We start from the raw sequence: 16,350 nt of genomic DNA on the forward strand, positions 1-16,350 counted from the left end.
CACGGTGTCAGGAGCCCGTGGTGCCCCGGCGCGCGCCGCGACGGTCGCGCGGCGGAGGGCGGGCGGCAGCCTCAGAACTTCTCGAACGGACCGAGGAAGCGCCACTGGCCGACCGGCAGGTCGCCCAGCACGATGCGGCCCATGCGCACGCGCTTCAGGCCCACCACTTCGAGGCCGACCTGCTCGCACATGCGGCGGATCTGGCGCTTGCGGCCTTCGCGCAGCACGAAGCGCAGCTGCTCTTCGTTCTGCCAGCTGACCTTGGCGGGCTTGAGCTCGACGCCGTCGAGCGAGAGGCCGTGGCGCAGCTTGTCGAGGCTTTCGGCCGGAAAGACATCGGCCACGTTGCGCTCGACGCGACCCTGCGGCGCATGCCAGACCACCCGCACCAGGTACTCCTTCTCGATGGTGGAGTCCTCGCCGATCAGCTGGCGCGCGACGCGGCCGTCCTGGGTCAGGACCAGCAGGCCGGTCGAGTCGATGTCGAGGCGTCCGGCGGGCGCCAGGTTCTTGCGCTGCCACGGGGCGAAGCGCTTGCGGGTCGGATCGTCCTGCCAGTGGTTCTCTTCGGCGAACAGCACGGCCGCCGGCTCGTAGCCGTCCTCGGCCTGGCCGGACACATAACCGACCGGCTTGTGCAGCAGTACCGTCACGCGCTCGCCCTGCTCGGAGCGGGCGGCCTGCAGGATCTCGATCTCGGCGTCGGGGCGCACGCGGGAGCCCAGTTCGGTGATGGCTTCGCCGTCGACCAGCACCCAGCCGCGCGGGATCCACTCGTCGGCCTCGCGGCGCGAGCACAATCCCAGCTCCGACATGCGCTTGGACAGGCGCACCAGCCCGTCCGCGGCAGCGGGTTCGGGCGCTTCCTGCCGCTCGGCCGGCAGCGCGCGCGCGGGCTTGGTGCGGTCGGCGGTGTCGCTGAAGCGGCGGGCGCGCACGTCGCCGGCAGCATCGCGCGGACGCGCTGGCGCATCGCCGGCGCGTCGGGCACCCGGAGCCGGGCGGCGCCACTCACCCTGCGGTCGTGCGCTGCCATCGTCGTCGAAGCGGCGCGGCCGCGGTCCGCGCGCATCGCCCGCACCGCGTGCGTCGCGATTGTCATCGCCACGACGGGCACCCGGGGCCGGGCGGCGCCATTCGCCCTGCGGGCGGGCGTTGCCGTCGTCATCGCCGAAGCGGCGCGGGCGCGGGCCGCGTGCATCGCCGGCACCGCGCGTGTCGCGGTTGTCGTCGCCACGGCGAGTGCCCGGGGCCGGGCGGCGCCACTCACCCTGCGGGCGGGCGTTGCCGTCGTCGTCGCCGAAGCGGCGCGGCCGCGGGCCGCGTGCATCGCCGGCACCGCGCGGGTCGCGGTTGTCGTCGCCACGGCGGGCACCCGGGGCCGGGCGGCGCCACTCGCCCTGCGGGCGGGCGTTGCCGTCGTCGTCGCCGAAGCGGCGCGGGCGCGGGCCGCGCGCATCGCCGGCACCGCGCGCGTCGCGGCTATCGTCGCCACGGCGGGCGCCCGGGGCCGGGCGGCGCCATTCGCCCTGCGGGCGGGCACCGGCATCGTCGTCGCCGAAGCGCCGTGGCCGCGCCTGGCGCTCGCCATCGCCGAAGCGGCGTCCGTCGCCGCCGGCGCGGCCGCGCGCGGGGTCATCGCTGAAGCGGCGCGGGCGTGCATCGCCCTCGCGCCTCGGTTGCGCATCGTCGAAGCGGCGGGGCCGCTCGCCGCCGGCCTTGGCCGCGGCATCGGCGGGCTTGCGCGGCTTGGCCGCATCCTGGGCGGCGCGGGCGCGCTTGATGCCCTCGGCCACGTCGCGCACGCGCTGGCGGTTCAGGTCCGAGATACGCACGGGACGGGTGGCGCCGGCCTTGCGGGGCGCGGCCTGGGCACTGTCGGTGCGGGTGGGTTTCAGGCCCAGCGTCTTGCGCTTGGGCGATTGGTCATCGGTCATGGAGTCGGTGCTGCGGGCCGCGCTCAGATGGCGAGCGCGTCCAGCAGGTCCTGTTCAAGCTGTAACTGCAATTTGTTGTCGGCGGCGAGACGGCTGCCGTCGACGAGGAACATATCCTCGACGCGTTCGCCGAGGGTATTGATGCGGGCGGTATGGACCGAAACGCGGTGCCGCGCCAGCACGCGCGTGATGGCGTAGAGCAGGCCGGTACGGTCGTTGGCCGACAGCGCCAGCAGGTAGTACTGGCCGCGCTCGTCCGGGCGCAGGTCGACGCGCGGCTTGATCGGGAAGCTGCGCGACTGGCGCGACAGCCGGCCCTGGGTGGGTTCCGGCAGCGCAGCCTGGGTGTGCAGGCGTTCCGCCAGTTCGTGCTCGACCAGCGTGATGATGTCGCGGTAGCCCTGGCTGCCGGTGTGCTGGCCGGCCGCCGCGCCGGAGATGCGCGGATCGATCACCTGGAAGGTGTCCAGCGCATAGCCGTGGCGCGTGGTGTGGATCTTGGCGTCCTGGATGGAGAAGGCCTTGCGCTCGAAATAGCCGCAGATGCGCGCGAACAGATCCGGCTGGTCCTTGACGTAGACCGCCACCTGCAGGCCTTCGCCGGCCGGCGAGATGCGGGCCTTGACCACCGGCGTATCGCTGTCGACGCGGTTGTACAGGTGGCGCGTCAGCCAGGCGATATCGCGCGAATCATGGCGCAGGAAGAAGGCGACGTCGAGCTGCGCCCACAGCGGCTTGCCGAGGTCGGGATCGAAGGCCATCAGGCGCAGTTGCGCGATGGTCTCTTCCTTGCGTTGCGACCACAGCGAATGCGGGTCGACGCGGGCGCCGCCCAGCACGCGCAGCGTGATGCGGTACAGGTCTTCCAGCAGCTTGCCCTTCCAGGCGTTCCAGACCTTGGGGCTGGTGCCGCGGATATCGGCCACGGTGAGCAGGTAGAGCGCGGTCAGGTAGCGCTCGCTGCCCACCGTGCGGGCGAAGGCATGCACCACGTCCGGGTCGGTCAGGTCCTGCTTCTGCGCCACATGGCTCATGGTCAGGTGGTGCTCGACCAGCCAGGCGATCAGGTCGGCATCTTCGCGCGCGATGCCGTGCTGCTTGCAGAAGCGGCGCGCGTCGACCGCGCCCAGCGAGGAATGGTCGCCGCCGCGGCCCTTGGCGATATCGTGGAACAGCGCCGCCACCCAAAGCACCCAGGGGCGGTCGAAGCTCGCCATCAGCTGGCTGCAGAAGGGGAACTCGTGCGTGTGCTCGACGATGGCGAAGCGGCGCATATTGCGCACCACCATCAGGATGTGCTGGTCCACGGTGTAGACGTGGAACAGGTCGTGCTGCATCTGGCCGACGATGCGGCGGAAATTGATCAGGTAGCGGCCCAGCACGCTGGTCTGGTTCATCAGGCGCAGCGCGTGGGTGATGCCCTGCGGCTCCTGCACGATGGCGAGGAACTGCCGGCGGTTCTCCGGATCGTTGCGCCAGCGCGCGTCCATCACGGTGCGGGCGTTGTAGAGGCCGCGCAGCGTGCGCGGCGACAGCCCTTTGATGCCGGGCGTGCGCTCGTACAGCAGGAAGGTCTCGAGGATGGCGCGCGGCTCACGCTCGTAGAGATCGTCGCTGGTGATCTCGAGCATGCCCTGGCGCTCCTCGAAGCGCTCGTTGAACACGCGCGTCACCTTCGATTCGCTGGGGAAGAGCAGGGCCTCGATATTGAGCAGCAGCACGCTGTTGAGCTGGGTGACGGCCTTGGCCGCCCAGTAGTAGCGGCGCATCAGCTGCTCGCTGGCGCGCTTGTTGGCGTTCTGGCGGTAGCCGAAGGCTTCGCCCAGGGCCGTCTGCAGGTCGAACACCAGCACGTCCTGGCGACGGCCTGCGACCAGGTGCAGGCGCGCGCGGATAGTCTTGAGCAGGCGCTCGTTGTGCGACAGCTCCTGGGCTTCGCGCTGCGTCAGCAGACCCTTCTGGAACAGTTCCTTCCAGCTGTCTCCCAGCCCCGCCGCCTTGGTCATCCACAGGATCACCTGCAGGTCGCGCAGGCCGCCCGGGCTTTCCTTGCAGTTGGGCTCGAGCGAGTACGGCGTGTCCTGGTACTTGGCGTGGCGCTGGCGCATCTCCAGCAGCTTGGCCTGGAAGAAGGCCGCCGGATCGAGCTCGGCCAGGTAGTGCTCGCGCAAGACCGTGAACAGCTGGCGGTCCCCGGTCAGCAGCCGCGCCTCCAGCAACGAGGTCTGGATGGTGATGTCCTGGCGCGCTTCGCGCAGGCAGTCCTCCACCGTGCGCACGGAGGAGCCGATCTCGAGGCCGAGGTCCCAGCACAGCCCGATGAAGCGTTCGAGCCGCTCGATGGTATCGGCATCGGGCTCGCGCGACAGCAGCAGCAGCACGTCCACGTCGGAGTGCGGGAACAGCTCGCCGCGCCCGTAGCCGCCGACCGCCACCAGCGCGGCATCCTCGGGCAGCGACAGTTCGCGCCAGGCCGTGACCAGGGCAATGTCGACCGCGCGGCGCAGCTGCGACAGCAGTGTGCCGACCTGGCCGCCCGCGGCGAAGGCATCGAACAACGCCTGCTTGTCGGCCTTCAGCTGGTCGCGGATGCGCGCGCCGAGCTGCGCTTCGGACGAGGCGGACATCGGAGTGGGGAGAGGATGGGCGGACACGGCGGCGGGCGGTGGATGTAAGAAGGGCGCCGATCCGGCGCCCGTTGCAGTGGTCAGACCGCGAGGGACTCGGTGACGAAGGCCGGCGGCGCTTGCGTGCCGGCGGAGACCGTCAGCACGTCGAAGCCGGTCTCCGTGACCAGCACCGTGTGCTCCCACTGCGCCGACAGGCTGCGGTCGCGCGTCTTGACGGTCCAGTGGTCCGGCATGGTGCGGATGTCGCGCTTGCCGGCGTTGATCATGGGCTCCACCGTGAAGATCATGCCGGCCTGGATTTCCATGCCGGTGCCGGGGCGGCCGTAGTGCAGGACCTGCGGATCCTCGTGGAAGTTCTTGCCGATGCCGTGGCCGCAGTACTCGCGCACCACGCTGTAGCCGGCGCCCTCGGCGTGGACCTGGATGGCGTGGCCGATGTCGCCCAGCCGCGCGCCCGGGCGCACCTGGGCGATGCCCTTCCACATGCACTCGAAGGTGACCTGGGCCAGTCGCTTGGCCAGGATCGAGCCCTCGCCGGCGATGAACATGCGGCTGGTGTCGCCGTAGTAGCCTTCCTTGGTGATGACGGTGATGTCGAGGTTGACCGCGTCGCCGCTCTTGAGCACGCGGTCGCCCGGGATGCCGTGGCAGATCACGTCGTTGACCGAGGTGCAGATCGCCGCGGGGAAGGGCGGGTAGCCGGGCGGCGCATAATTCAGCGGCGCCGGCACCGTGCCCTGCACGTCACGCATATAGGCATGGCAGAGCCGATCCAGTTCGCCGGTGGTGACGCCCGGCTTGACGAAGGGGGTGATGTAGTCGAGGACTTCGGATGCGAGGCGGCAGGCCACCCGCATGTGGGCGATGTCTTCGGCCGTTTTCAGATGGATGCTCATGCTGCGGCGGGAAGAAGGTGACGAAAGCGACGGCCGTGGCGTTGCCCCGGGTCGTGCAGTCAGTCGATTCGTAAATGCGAATTATCGCACCTTCGGCGGTGGACCGCAGCCCGGAATGCAGGATCTGGCGCGATTCGTGGCGCGTCCCGGCCTGCCGGCCGTGCGTTGGCCATGTACCGGCTGCGCAGCTCGGTCTGTGTTGCGTGTAAATCTCTTTTCCTGCCCGCATCCGGCATTTGTGCCGGCCTTGTGCCGGCGTGCCGGACTGCCGAACCCCTCTTCTGGGCCCGTGCTTGCACTTGAGCGCGGGCGCCATTGTTGCTACAATCGTTGGCTGTCCTGATCTCGGTTCCAGCTCCTGCACCGCTTTCCGCTGTGCGTCGTCCGCTGCCGGGGCAGGCAGTTCATTGGTAAGTAAATCGCGAGCCCGTCCTTCCGGGGTGTTCCTGTTGAGGAATGTCTGGGCGGGCTTCAGACCCAACCCTTATGGAGAATCCCATGTCCGTCACGATGCGTGAAATGCTGGAAGCCGGTTGCCACTTTGGCCACCAGACCCGCTTCTGGAACCCGAAGATGGCCCCCTTCATCTTCGGTCATCGCAACAAGATCCACATTATCAACCTCGAAAAGACCCTGCCGATGTTCCAGGACGCGCTGAAGTACGTGCGTCAACTGGCAGCGAACCGCGGCACCGTCCTTTTCGTGGGCACCAAGCGCCAGTCGCGCGAGATCCTGGCTGAGGAAGCCGGCCGCGCCGGTATGCCGTACGTCGACGCCCGCTGGCTCGGCGGCATGATGACCAACTTCAAGACGGTCAAGATCTCGATCAAGCGCCTGAAGGACATGGAAGCCGCCAAGGAAGCCGGCGCGCTGGAAACCATGAGCAAGAAGGAAGCGCTGATGTTCGAGCGCGAGATGGAAAAGCTGGAAAAGTCCATCGGCGGCATCAAGGACATGAACGGCATCCCCGACGCCATCTTCGTGGTCGACGTCGGCTACCACAAGATTGCCGTCACCGAAGCCAACAAGCTGGGCATCCCCGTGATCGGCGTGGTCGATACGAACCACTCGCCGGAAGGCATCGACTATGTGATCCCGGGCAACGACGACTCGAGCAAGGCTGTCGCGCTGTACGTGCGCGGCGTGGCTGACGCCATCCTGGAAGGCCGCGCCAACGCGGTGCAGGAAGTGGTCGAAGCCGTGCGCGAAGGCGACGAGTTCGTCGAGGTCCAGGAAGGCTGAAGCCCTTTCGCCGCGCGGCCCCTGGTGGTGCCGCGCTGCGGCGGGCAATGACGATCGTTTGCTGCCGGCCGCAAGGCTGGCGCACCAGGCAGGCCGGGCAAGGCAGGATGGGCCGGCGGCCGGAGCGCCAGGGTGCGCCCTGAGACAAGGCGACAGGAAAGGGGGCACATTGGCGCCCCCTTTTTTTGAATTGTTGTCATCCGCCTCGTGCAAGATCCGATGCGGATGAAATGCATGCATCCGGACCGGACGTGGCCAGTTCGAAGTGCCTGTCCGGCGAGAACCAATCAAGGAGTGACAAATGGCGGCAATTACCGCAAGCATGGTGGCTGAACTGCGCGCGAAGACCGACGCGCCGATGATGGAATGCAAGAAGGCCCTGACCGAGGCCGAAGGCAACATGGAAAAGGCCGAAGAGCTGCTGCGCGTGAAGCTGGGCAACAAGGCCAGCAAGGCCGCGTCGCGCGTCACGGCCGAAGGCGTGGTCGCGTCCTTCATCGACGGCACCGTCGGTGCCCTGGTCGAGCTGAACTGCGAGACCGATTTCGTATCGAAGAACGACGACTTCCTGGCATTCTCGGCCAAGGTCGCCGAGCTGGTGGCCAAGCAGAGCCCGGCCGACGTGGCTGCCCTGTCGGCCCTGGAAATCGACGGCGTGAGCGTCGAGGCAACCCGTACCGCCCTGATCGGCAAGATCGGCGAGAACCTGGCCATCCGCCGCTTCGTGCGCTACGCCGACGGTGGCAAGCTGGTGTCGTACCTGCACGGCACGCGCATCGGCGTGATGGTGGAATTCGACGGTGACGAAGCTGCCGCCAAGGATGTGGCGATGCACGTGGCCGCGATGAAGCCGGTGTCGCTGTCGTCGGCCGACGTGCCGGCCGAGCTGATCGCCAAGGAGCGCAGCATCGCCGAGCAGAAGGCAGCCGAATCGGGCAAGCCCGCCGAGATCGCCGCCAAGATGGTGGAAGGCTCGGTGCAGAAGTACCTGAAGGAAGTCTCGCTGCTGAACCAGCCGTTCGTGAAGAACGACAAGCAGACCGTCGAGCAGATGCTCAAGGCTGCCAACACCAGCGTCAAGGGCTTCACCCTTTACGTGGTGGGCGAGGGCATCGAGAAGAAGCAGGACGACTTCGCTGCGGAAGTGGCTGCCCAGGTAGCCGCGGCGCAGAAGGCCTGATGCCGGACGGGTCACCTGTCTCGGAAGCGAGGCAGGGCGGCCCCGTATAATGCCGAGAGGGGCGCCGCAAGGTGCCCTTCTGCACAAATGTGGTCTGGCAGGCGCATGCGTCTCCGGACTGCGACAGACGGCTTCCGCCGTCGCCTGCGCTCGCGGTACCACCGCGCACGGAGCAGACGACGGCGAAAACCAGTCTTTCCTGCGCGGCGGCGCGCCGATCCGCGCCGCGCGCTTTCAAACATCCGTTCGAACCAGCGTTCCGAACCAGCCCGAGGGTGAACATGCCAGCCTATAAGCGCGTCCTTTTGAAACTGTCCGGTGAGGCCCTGATGGGCGACGATGCCTTTGGCATCAACCGTGCCACCATCGAAGGCATGGTCAACGATATCGCCGAGATCGTGAAACTCGGCGTGCAGGTGGCGGTGGTCATCGGCGGCGGCAATATCTTCCGCGGCGTGGCTGGCGGTGCCGCCGGCATGGACCGCGCGACGGCCGACTACATGGGTATGCTGGCGACCATGATGAATGCCCTGGCCCTGCAGGATGCCATGCGCCACGCCAACATCGAAGGCCGCGTGCAGTCCGCGCTGCGCATGGACCAGGTGGTCGAGCCCTATATCCGCCCGCGTGCCATCCGCCAGCTCGAGGAGGGTAAGGTGGTGATCTTCGCCGCGGGCACCGGCAATCCCTTCTTCACCACCGACACCGCAGCCGCGCTGCGCGGTTCCGAGATCGGCGCGGAGATCGTGCTGAAGGCGACCAAGGTGGACGGCGTCTATACCGCCGACCCGAAGAAGGACCCGAGCGCCACGCGCTACACCACGATCACCTTCGACGAGGCCATCTCGCGCAACCTGCAGGTGATGGACGCCACCGCCTTCGCGCTGTGCCGCGACCAGAAGCTGCCGATCAAGGTGTTCTCCATCGTCAAGCCGGGTGCGCTCAAGCGCGTCATCCTGGGCGAGGACGAAGGTACGCTGGTGCATGTGTAGTAAACGGCCGGCGGGCCGCCGCAGTGGCGCCCGCGCCGGCAAAGAGTAGAATGGTTCATTTTCGGCCCCGCCGTGCGGGGCCACGATTGGCATTTGGAGGTAATGATGAGCGTCGCCGACATCAAGAAGAGCGTCGAGCAGAAGATGCAGAAATCGATCGAGGCATTCAAGGCCGACCTGGCCAAGATCCGCACCGGTCGCGCGCATACCGGTCTGCTCGACCACATCCAGGTCGATTACTACGGCTCCATGGTGCCGGTCAACCAGGTGGCCAACGTCGGCCTGGCCGACGCGCGCACGATTTCGGTGCAGCCGTGGGAAAAGAAGATGGTCGGCGCCGTCGAGAAGGCCATCCGTGACTCGGACCTGGGCCTGAACCCCTCGACCATGGGCGACGTGATCCGCGTGCCGATGCCTGCGCTGACGGAAGAGCGCCGCAAGGAACTGACCAAGGTGGTCAAGTCCGAGGGCGAGAGCGCCAAGGTGGCGGTGCGCAACCTGCGCCGCGATGCCAACGAGCAGTTCAAGAAGCTGGTCAAGGACAAGACCATTTCCGAGGACGACGAGCGCCGCGGCCAGGACGAGGTGCAGAAGCTGACCGACAAATACGTGGCGGAAATCGACAAGATGGTCGCGGAAAAGGACAAGGAGATCATGACGGTCTGAGCGGGCGGCCGGCGGCCCGCCGCCGGCACCGCGGACGATCGTCCTACACCATGCAGCACATCAGTTCCACGCTAGGCGTACCCGATACCAGCTACGTGCCCCGGCATGTCGCCATCATCATGGATGGCAACGGCCGCTGGGCGACCCAGCGGCATCTGCCGCGTATCGCCGGCCACACGCGCGGCCTGGAAGCCGTCCGGGCCGTGGTGGAGGCGAGCGCCGCGCGTGGCGTCCAGTACCTGACGCTGTTCGCCTTCAGCTCCGAGAACTGGCGCCGTCCGGTCGAGGAGGTCTCGTTCCTGATGCGGCTGTTCATGTCCGCCTTGCGCCGCGAGGTGGTCAAGATGCACGCCAACAACATCCGGTTGAAGGTGGTGGGCGACCTGAGCCGCTTCAGCGCGCGTATCCAGCAGTTGATCCGCGATGCCGAGGCGCGCACGGCGGGCAACACCGGCCTGACCGTGACCATCGCCGCCAACTACGGCGGCCGCTGGGACCTGCTGCAGGCCATGCGCAAGATGCTGGCGCGATCGCCGATGCTCGACGTGGATAAGATCGAAGAGGGGGAGTTGACGCCCCACCTGGCGATGGCCTACGCGCCGGAGCCGGACTTGTTCATCCGTACCGGCGGCGAGCAGCGCATCAGTAACTTCCTGCTCTGGCAGCTCGCCTATTCCGAGCTGTATTTCACCGACGTCTTCTGGCCCGACTTCGACGCCGCGGAACTGGACAAGGCCTTTGCCTCGTACCGCCAGCGCGAGCGCCGCTTCGGACGTACCAGTGCGCAGGTGGTGGCACCTTCGGGTCTGTCCGGCACGGCCTGAGGGCCGGGGACCGCCGCCGCGCATCGCACTGCAACCGCTCTTCGGGAACCCGCGGTACATGCTCATCACCCGTGTTATCACCGCGCTGTGCCTGCTGCTGGTGCTCCTGCCCATCCTGTTCCTGGCGCCGCCGGTCGCGCTGGCCGGCCTGGTGGCCGTGATCGTGCTGCTCGGCGGCTGGGAATTCGGCCGGCTGATCGGCTTGCCCGGCGCCTGGGCCTGGGGGTACGGCGCCGCCTGCCTGCTGGCGTTGCTCGGCTGGCAGGCGCTGTCGGATCCGGCACTGCTGGTACGCCTGCTGCAGGCGGCGGTGGTGTGCTGGGGCATCGCGCTGGTGCTGCTGGCGCGCGGCGTGCGGCGTGCCACGCCGGGCTTCACCGCGCTCGGCGCGTTGCTGGGCCTGGTGATGCTGCCCGCGTTCGGTCATGCCACCATGGTGCTGCGCCAGGCGGGCATCGGCGTGCTGCTGTCCGTGGCGGTGCTGGTGTGGGCCGCCGACATCGGTGCCTATTTCGTCGGCAAGGCCGTCGGCCGCCGCAAGCTGGCGCCGACCATCAGTCCCGGCAAATCCTGGGAAGGCGCGCTGGGTGGCTGGCTGCTGGCCTCGCTGATCTCTCTGTGGCTGGCTGCCAGCCACGTGCTGGCGCCGACCTGGTTCTCGCGCGGTGCCGATGCCATGGGCCTGCTGCCGGTGGCGCTGCTGGTGACGCTGCTGGTCGCAGCCAGCGTGATCGGCGACCTGTTCGAATCGCTGCTCAAGCGCCAGGTCGGCATGAAGGACAGCAGCGCGCTGCTGCCGGGCCACGGTGGCGTGCTCGATCGCATCGACGCCCTCCTGCCCGTCTTCCCGCTGGCCGCGCTGCTGGCGACCTTTTTCTAAGTTCAAGCTGATATGCATCGCGTTACCATTCTCGGAGCCACCGGCTCGATCGGCGAGAGCACGCTGGACGTGGTCAGGCGCCACCCCGGCCGCTATTCGGTCCATGCCCTGTCTGCGCACCGCCAGGTGGACAAGCTGGCGGCCCAGTGCCTGGAATTCCGCCCCGAGCGCGCCGTGATGGGCTCGGCCGAGGCCGCGCGCGAACTGGAGGGCCGGCTGCGCGCAGCCGGCCTGAAGACCGTGGTGGAGTGGGGCGAGTCGGCGCTGGAATCGATCGCTGCCGACGGCCCGACCGATGCCGTGATGGCGGCCATCGTCGGTGCGGCCGGGCTGCGGCCGTCGCTGGCGGCGGCGCGCGCCGGCAAGCGCGTGCTGCTGGCCAACAAGGAGGCGCTGGTGATGTCCGGCGCGATCTTCATGGACGCGGTGCGCGAGCACCGCGCGACCCTGCTGCCGATCGACAGCGAGCACAACGCCATCTTCCAGTGCCTGCCCGCCGACGATCCGCGCTGCCAGGGCGGCGTGTCCAGGGTGCTGCTGACCGCCTCGGGCGGGCCCTTCCGCACGCGCGATCCGCATACCCTGCACGATGTCACGCCGGACCAGGCCTGCGCCCATCCGAACTGGTCGATGGGCCGCAAGATCTCCGTCGACTCGGCCACCATGATGAACAAGGGGCTGGAGGTGATCGAGGCGCACTGGCTGTTCGGCGCTCCCGCCGACCGGATCGAGGTGCTGATTCATCCGCAGAGCATCGTGCATTCGATGGTGGCCTATACGGACGGCTCGGTGCTGGCCCAGCTCGGCAACCCCGATATGCGTACGCCGATCGCCTATGGCCTGGCCTACCCGGAGCGGATCGATTCCGGGGTGGCACCGCTCGACCTGGTCAAGGCGGGCAGCCTGGTGTTCGAGCACCCTGATTTCGAGCGCTTTCCCTGTCTGGCGCTGGCCTTCGACGCCCTGCGCGCGGAAGGCGTGGCGCCGGCGGTGCTGAACGCCGCCAACGAGGTGGCCGTCGAGGCGTTCCTGCAGGGCGCGATCCGTTTCACGGACATCGCCCATGTCGTGGCGCGCGTGCTGGAGCTTCCGGCCGAGGGCGACGCCGCCTCGCTGGAGGGTGTGCTGGCGGCCGACGCCGGCGCGCGCCGCCAGGCGCACAAGCTGCTGGGCGCGCAGCCCGCCTGATGCGCGGGTGCGCAGCTGGCTTCTGCCACAATAGCGATGACGACGCCGTGCCGGCGGTGCCCGCCAAGCGCAACCCTGTGACGAGCCGCAGCCCATGCAGACCCTGATCGCTTTCCTTGTCGCCCTGTGCGTGCTGATCTTCGTGCACGAGATGGGGCATTACCTCGCCGCCCGTGCCTGCGGGGTCAAGGTGCTGCGTTTTTCGATCGGCTTCGGCCGGCCGCTGCTGCGCCGGGTTTCCAAGGGGCGCGACCGCACCGAGTGGACACTGGCGGCAATCCCGCTGGGCGGCTACGTCAAGATGCTCGACGAGCGCGAGCTGGAGCCCGGTGAGGCGGCGACCGTCGATCCCGCCGAGCTGCCGCGCGCTTTCAACCGCCAGCCGGTCGGCAAGCGCTTCGTCATCGTGGCGGCCGGGCCGATCGCCAATTTCCTGCTGGCCATCCTGCTGTATTTCCTGTTGTTCGCCGGTGGCATGCGCGAGGCGGCGCCGCTGCTGGCCGCACCGGCGCCCGGCAGCGTGGCCGCCCAGGCCGGCCTGCGCGCCGGCGACCGCGTGCTGTCGCTGAGCGCGAACGGCAGCACGGAAGCGGTGCGTTCCTGGGGCGACCTGCGCATGGCGGTGTTCGCCGAGGGCTTCGGCGGCGCGCGCGCGGTGCTGCGCGTGCGCGGCACCGACGGCGCGGAGCGGGACGCGGTGCTGCCGAAGCTGCCCGATACCGGACGCGACCCTGAACAGGATCCGCTGGCCTTGCTCGGCCTCGCCCTGCAGGGCGGTCCGATCACCATCAGCGAGGTGCTGCCGGATTCCGCGGCCCGGCGCGCCGGCCTGCGCGCCGGCGACCAGGTGGTTGCCCTGCAGGGGCAGGCGCTGACCCAGGCCGGCGAGCTGATCCGCGCGGTACGCGCGCGGCCCGGCCAGGCGGTGACGCTGGGCATCGTGCGTGACGGGCAGCGGCAGGAAGTCGCGGTGACCCTCGACACGGCGCCGGCCACCGGCAGTGCGGCGGCTTCCGGCAAGCTCGGCGCTGCCCTCAGCCAGGCGGTGGAAATGGAGACGGTACGCTACCGGCCGGACCAGGCGCTGCTGCGCGCCGCCGGCCAGGTCTGGTCGACCAGCACGCTGTCGCTGAAGCTGCTGGCCAAGATGCTGGTCGGCCAGGCCTCGCTGCAGAACCTGAGCGGGCCTCTGACCGTGGCGGACTACGCAGGGCGTGCCGCGAGCCTGGGCTGGCAGCCCTTCGTGGGCTTTCTGGCGCTGGTCAGCGTCAGCCTCGGTGTGTTGAATTTGTTACCTATTCCGGTACTGGATGGGGGTCATTTGCTGTATTATTGCGTGGAATTTTTGACCGGCAGGCCAGTACCAGACCATTGGCAGGCAATGCTACAGAGGGTCGGCATCGCCTGCATTCTGCTCCTGACATCGCTCGCCCTGTTCAATGACGTCAGCCGGCTGCTGTTCGGGCGCGGCTAGAACAAGAGGCGGGCGGCGCAGCCGTCGCCGACGATGTCAGGCATACCGATGCCCAGGCGCAGCCCGGGGGCATCGGAGTCCAATCCTGCATGGAACCAAAGAGGGGATCAAGATTGATCAGACATAAGCGCATCTCGCTGAGCGTTCTGGCTAGCGCCATGATTGCCGCCTGGACGCCAGCGGGTTGGGCCGCGGAGCCCTTTGTCGTCAAGGACATCCGTGTCGAAGGGCTGCAGCGGGTCGAGCCGGGCACCGTGTTCGGCTACCTGCCGGTCCGGGTCGGCGAGACCTTCACCGACGAGAAGGGCGCCGACGCGATCCGCGCGCTCTACAATACCGGCTTCTTCAAGGACGTGCAGATCCGATCCGAGGAAGGCGTGCTGGTGGTCCGCGTCGAGGAGCGGCCGGCCATTTCCCAGCTCGAGTTCGTCGGCATCAAGGAATTCGACAAGGACACCCTGCGCCGCTCGCTGCGCGCCGTGGGCGTGGCCGAAGCGCGCTACTACGACAAGGCGCTGATCGACAAGGCCGAGCAGGAACTGAAGCGCCAGTACGTCTCGCGCGGCTACTATGCCGCCGACGTGCAGACCACGGTGACGCCGGTCGATCGCAACCGCGTGTCGGTGGTGTTCAACGTCGACGAAGGTCCGGTGGCCAAGATCCGCCAGATCAATATCGTCGGCAACAAGGCCTTCAAGGAAAGCACGCTGCGCGACGAGATGCAGCTGTCGACGCCGAACTGGCTGTCCTGGTACACCAAGAACGACCTCTATTCGAAGCAGAAGCTGACGGCCGACCTGGAGGCGCTGCGCTCGTTCTACCTGAACCGCGGCTACCTGGAGTTCGCCATCGAGTCGACCCAGGTGTCGATCACGCCGGACAAGAAGGACATCTTCCTGACGCTGAACATCAAGGAAGGCGAGCAGTACAAGGTGTCGGACATCCGCCTGGCCGGCGAGATGCTGGGCAAGCAGGACGAGATGGAGAAGCTGCTGAAGCTTCACAAGGGTGAAGTCTTCTCGTCGGAGAAGCTGACGCAGAGCACCAAGGCCATCACCGACCTGCTGGGTACCTACGGCTACGCCTTCACCACCATCAATCCGCAGCCTCAGATCGATCGCGAGAAGCGCGAGGTGGCGCTGACCCTGATGGTCGATCCGGGCCGCCGCGTCTATGTGCGCCGCGTCAACGTGATCGGCAACAGCAAGACGCGTGACGAGGTGGTGCGCCGCGAGATGCGCCAGATGGAGAGCTCGTGGTTCGACAGCGAGAAGCTGACGCAATCGCAGGCCCGCATCAACCGCACCGGCTATTTCACCGACACCAACATCACCACCGAGGACGTGCCGGGCGCGCCCGACCAGGTCGACGTCAACGTCAACGTGACCGAGAAGCCGACCGGCCAGATCAGCCTCGGCCTGGGCTTCTCGTCGACCGACAAGCTGGTGCTGCAGGCCGGCCTGCGGCAGGACAACGTGTTCGGTTCGGGCACCAGCCTGGGCCTGGACATGAACACCGCCAAGTCCTTCCGCACGATCTCGCTGACGCAGTACGACCCGTACTTCACGGTGGATGGCATCAGCCGCACGACCGACGTCTACTACCGTACCGCACGACCGCTGTACTACACCGGTGACTCGGACTACAAGATCGTCACCATGGGCGGCAGCTTCAAGTTCGGCGTGCCGTTCTCCGAGGTCGACACGGTGTTCTTCGGGGTGGGCTTCGAGCGAACCCAGGTCTACACCGATGTCAATACGCCCAGCCAGTACGTGACCTGGCTGAACAAGATCGGCAAGGGTAGCGGCGATCCGATCAACAATATCCCGTTCACCATCGGCTGGGCGCGCGACCGCCGTGACAGCGCGCTGGTACCGACCAAGGGCCCCTACACCCAGGCCAACCTGGAAGTCGGCCTGCCGGGCGGCGATACGCAGTACTACCGCGCCAGCGTGCAGCAGCAGTACTTCTACCCGATCTCGAAGTCGTTCACGCTGGCGTTGAACGGCGAGGTCGCCTACGGCCACGGCTACGGCAACACGCCGTTCCCGGTGTTCAAGTACTTCTACGCCGGCGGTATCGGCTCGGTGCGCGGCTACCAGACCAGCACGCTGGGTCCGAAGGACCAGAACGGCAACCCGGTGGGCGGCGCCTCCAAGATGATCGGCAACGCCGAATTCATCTTCCCGCTGCCCGGTTCGGGCGTGGATCGCACGCTGCGCCTGTTCACGTTCTTCGACTTCGGCAACGTCTACCAGGAAGGCGCGCCGCTGAACTTCGGCCAGCTCAAGTACTCGACCGGCTTCGGCATGTCTTGGCTGTCGCCGATCGGCCCGCTGAAGATCAGCATGGGCTTCCCGCTGCGCCTGGCACCGGAAGACAGGACCCAACGCTTCCAATTCCAGATGGGTACGGCATTCTGAGTACGGCATTCTGAAGAA

At 67.7% G+C, this 16,350-nt stretch carries 12 protein-coding genes; 9 read left to right on the top strand and 3 right to left on the bottom strand.

Annotation, left to right across the window (positions count from 1 at the left end):
- Positions 1 to 71: 71 nt before the first annotated feature.
- From BKK80_RS10015 to map, 3 genes are all read right to left on the bottom strand, one after another.
- Positions 72 to 1,937 (bottom strand): pseudouridine synthase, encoded by a 1,866-nt coding sequence (locus tag BKK80_RS10015; protein ID WP_071069252.1) that lies wholly within the window; start codon positions 1,935 to 1,937, stop codon positions 72 to 74.
- Positions 1,938 to 1,960: 23 nt separating this feature from the next.
- The gene (locus BKK80_RS10020; protein ID WP_071012441.1) at positions 1,961 to 4,564 is read right to left on the bottom strand and encodes a [protein-PII] uridylyltransferase; all 2,604 of its coding nucleotides are present in this window, start codon (positions 4,562 to 4,564) and stop codon (positions 1,961 to 1,963) included.
- An 80-nt stretch (positions 4,565 to 4,644) separates the two neighbouring features.
- Entirely contained in the window at positions 4,645 to 5,463 is an 819-nt protein-coding gene (gene map / locus BKK80_RS10025; protein WP_071012443.1) for a type I methionyl aminopeptidase, read from the bottom strand.
- A 498-nt stretch (positions 5,464 to 5,961) separates the two neighbouring features.
- Between map and rpsB the strand changes: the two genes are divergently transcribed.
- From rpsB to bamA, 9 genes are all read left to right on the top strand, one after another.
- The gene (gene rpsB, locus BKK80_RS10030; protein ID WP_071016287.1) at positions 5,962 to 6,705 is read left to right on the top strand and encodes a 30S ribosomal protein S2; all 744 of its coding nucleotides are present in this window, start codon (positions 5,962 to 5,964) and stop codon (positions 6,703 to 6,705) included.
- A gap of 301 nt (positions 6,706 to 7,006) precedes the next feature.
- The gene (tsf, locus tag BKK80_RS10035) at positions 7,007 to 7,885 is read left to right on the top strand and encodes a translation elongation factor Ts (RefSeq protein WP_071037081.1); all 879 of its coding nucleotides are present in this window, start codon (positions 7,007 to 7,009) and stop codon (positions 7,883 to 7,885) included.
- 281 nt (positions 7,886 to 8,166) lie between these two features.
- A complete protein-coding gene (gene pyrH / locus BKK80_RS10040; RefSeq protein ID WP_066735314.1) occupies positions 8,167 to 8,877 on the top strand; it encodes a UMP kinase in 711 nt (236 codons plus the stop codon).
- A 105-nt stretch (positions 8,878 to 8,982) separates the two neighbouring features.
- On the top strand, positions 8,983 to 9,543 hold the full coding sequence (frr, locus tag BKK80_RS10045) for a ribosome recycling factor (protein WP_071012446.1): 561 nt from the start codon (positions 8,983 to 8,985) through the stop codon (positions 9,541 to 9,543).
- 50 nt (positions 9,544 to 9,593) lie between these two features.
- Entirely contained in the window at positions 9,594 to 10,367 is a 774-nt protein-coding gene (locus tag BKK80_RS10050; protein WP_071012448.1) for an isoprenyl transferase, read from the top strand.
- Between the two features lie 58 nt (positions 10,368 to 10,425).
- Positions 10,426 to 11,247 (top strand): phosphatidate cytidylyltransferase, encoded by an 822-nt coding sequence (locus BKK80_RS10055; RefSeq protein ID WP_071012449.1) that lies wholly within the window; start codon positions 10,426 to 10,428, stop codon positions 11,245 to 11,247.
- A gap of 12 nt (positions 11,248 to 11,259) precedes the next feature.
- Positions 11,260 to 12,435, top strand: coding sequence for a 1-deoxy-D-xylulose-5-phosphate reductoisomerase (gene ispC / locus BKK80_RS10060; RefSeq protein ID WP_071012451.1), 1,176 nt, complete (start codon positions 11,260 to 11,262; stop codon positions 12,433 to 12,435).
- Positions 12,436 to 12,529: 94 nt separating this feature from the next.
- Complete coding sequence (rseP, locus tag BKK80_RS10065; RefSeq protein WP_071012452.1) at positions 12,530 to 13,909, top strand: RIP metalloprotease RseP; 1,380 nt, start codon at positions 12,530 to 12,532, stop codon at positions 13,907 to 13,909.
- 89 nt (positions 13,910 to 13,998) lie between these two features.
- Positions 13,999 to 16,332 (top strand): outer membrane protein assembly factor BamA, encoded by a 2,334-nt coding sequence (gene bamA, locus BKK80_RS10070; protein ID WP_231907891.1) that lies wholly within the window; start codon positions 13,999 to 14,001, stop codon positions 16,330 to 16,332.
- The last annotated feature ends 18 nt before the right edge of the window (positions 16,333 to 16,350 follow it).

The organism is Cupriavidus malaysiensis, from assembly GCF_001854325.1.
Taxonomy (GTDB): domain Bacteria; phylum Pseudomonadota; class Gammaproteobacteria; order Burkholderiales; family Burkholderiaceae; genus Cupriavidus; species Cupriavidus malaysiensis.

Coding starts and splice junctions, on each gene's coding strand:
- tsf (WP_071037081.1), top strand. CDS start 7,007: ATGGCGGCAATTACCGCAAGCATGGTGGCTGAACTGCGCGCGAAGACC.
- ispC (WP_071012451.1), top strand. CDS start 11,260: ATGCATCGCGTTACCATTCTCGGAGCCACCGGCTCGATCGGCGAGAGC.
- BKK80_RS10050 (WP_071012448.1), top strand. CDS start 9,594: ATGCAGCACATCAGTTCCACGCTAGGCGTACCCGATACCAGCTACGTG.
- bamA (WP_231907891.1), top strand. CDS start 13,999: ATGGAACCAAAGAGGGGATCAAGATTGATCAGACATAAGCGCATCTCG.
- BKK80_RS10020 (WP_071012441.1), bottom strand. CDS start 4,564: ATGTCCGCCTCGTCCGAAGCGCAGCTCGGCGCGCGCATCCGCGACCAG.
- rpsB (WP_071016287.1), top strand. CDS start 5,962: ATGTCCGTCACGATGCGTGAAATGCTGGAAGCCGGTTGCCACTTTGGC.
- frr (WP_071012446.1), top strand. CDS start 8,983: ATGAGCGTCGCCGACATCAAGAAGAGCGTCGAGCAGAAGATGCAGAAA.
- map (WP_071012443.1), bottom strand. CDS start 5,463: ATGAGCATCCATCTGAAAACGGCCGAAGACATCGCCCACATGCGGGTG.
- BKK80_RS10015 (WP_071069252.1), bottom strand. CDS start 1,937: ATGACCGATGACCAATCGCCCAAGCGCAAGACGCTGGGCCTGAAACCC.
- pyrH (WP_066735314.1), top strand. CDS start 8,167: ATGCCAGCCTATAAGCGCGTCCTTTTGAAACTGTCCGGTGAGGCCCTG.
- rseP (WP_071012452.1), top strand. CDS start 12,530: ATGCAGACCCTGATCGCTTTCCTTGTCGCCCTGTGCGTGCTGATCTTC.
- BKK80_RS10055 (WP_071012449.1), top strand. CDS start 10,426: ATGCTCATCACCCGTGTTATCACCGCGCTGTGCCTGCTGCTGGTGCTC.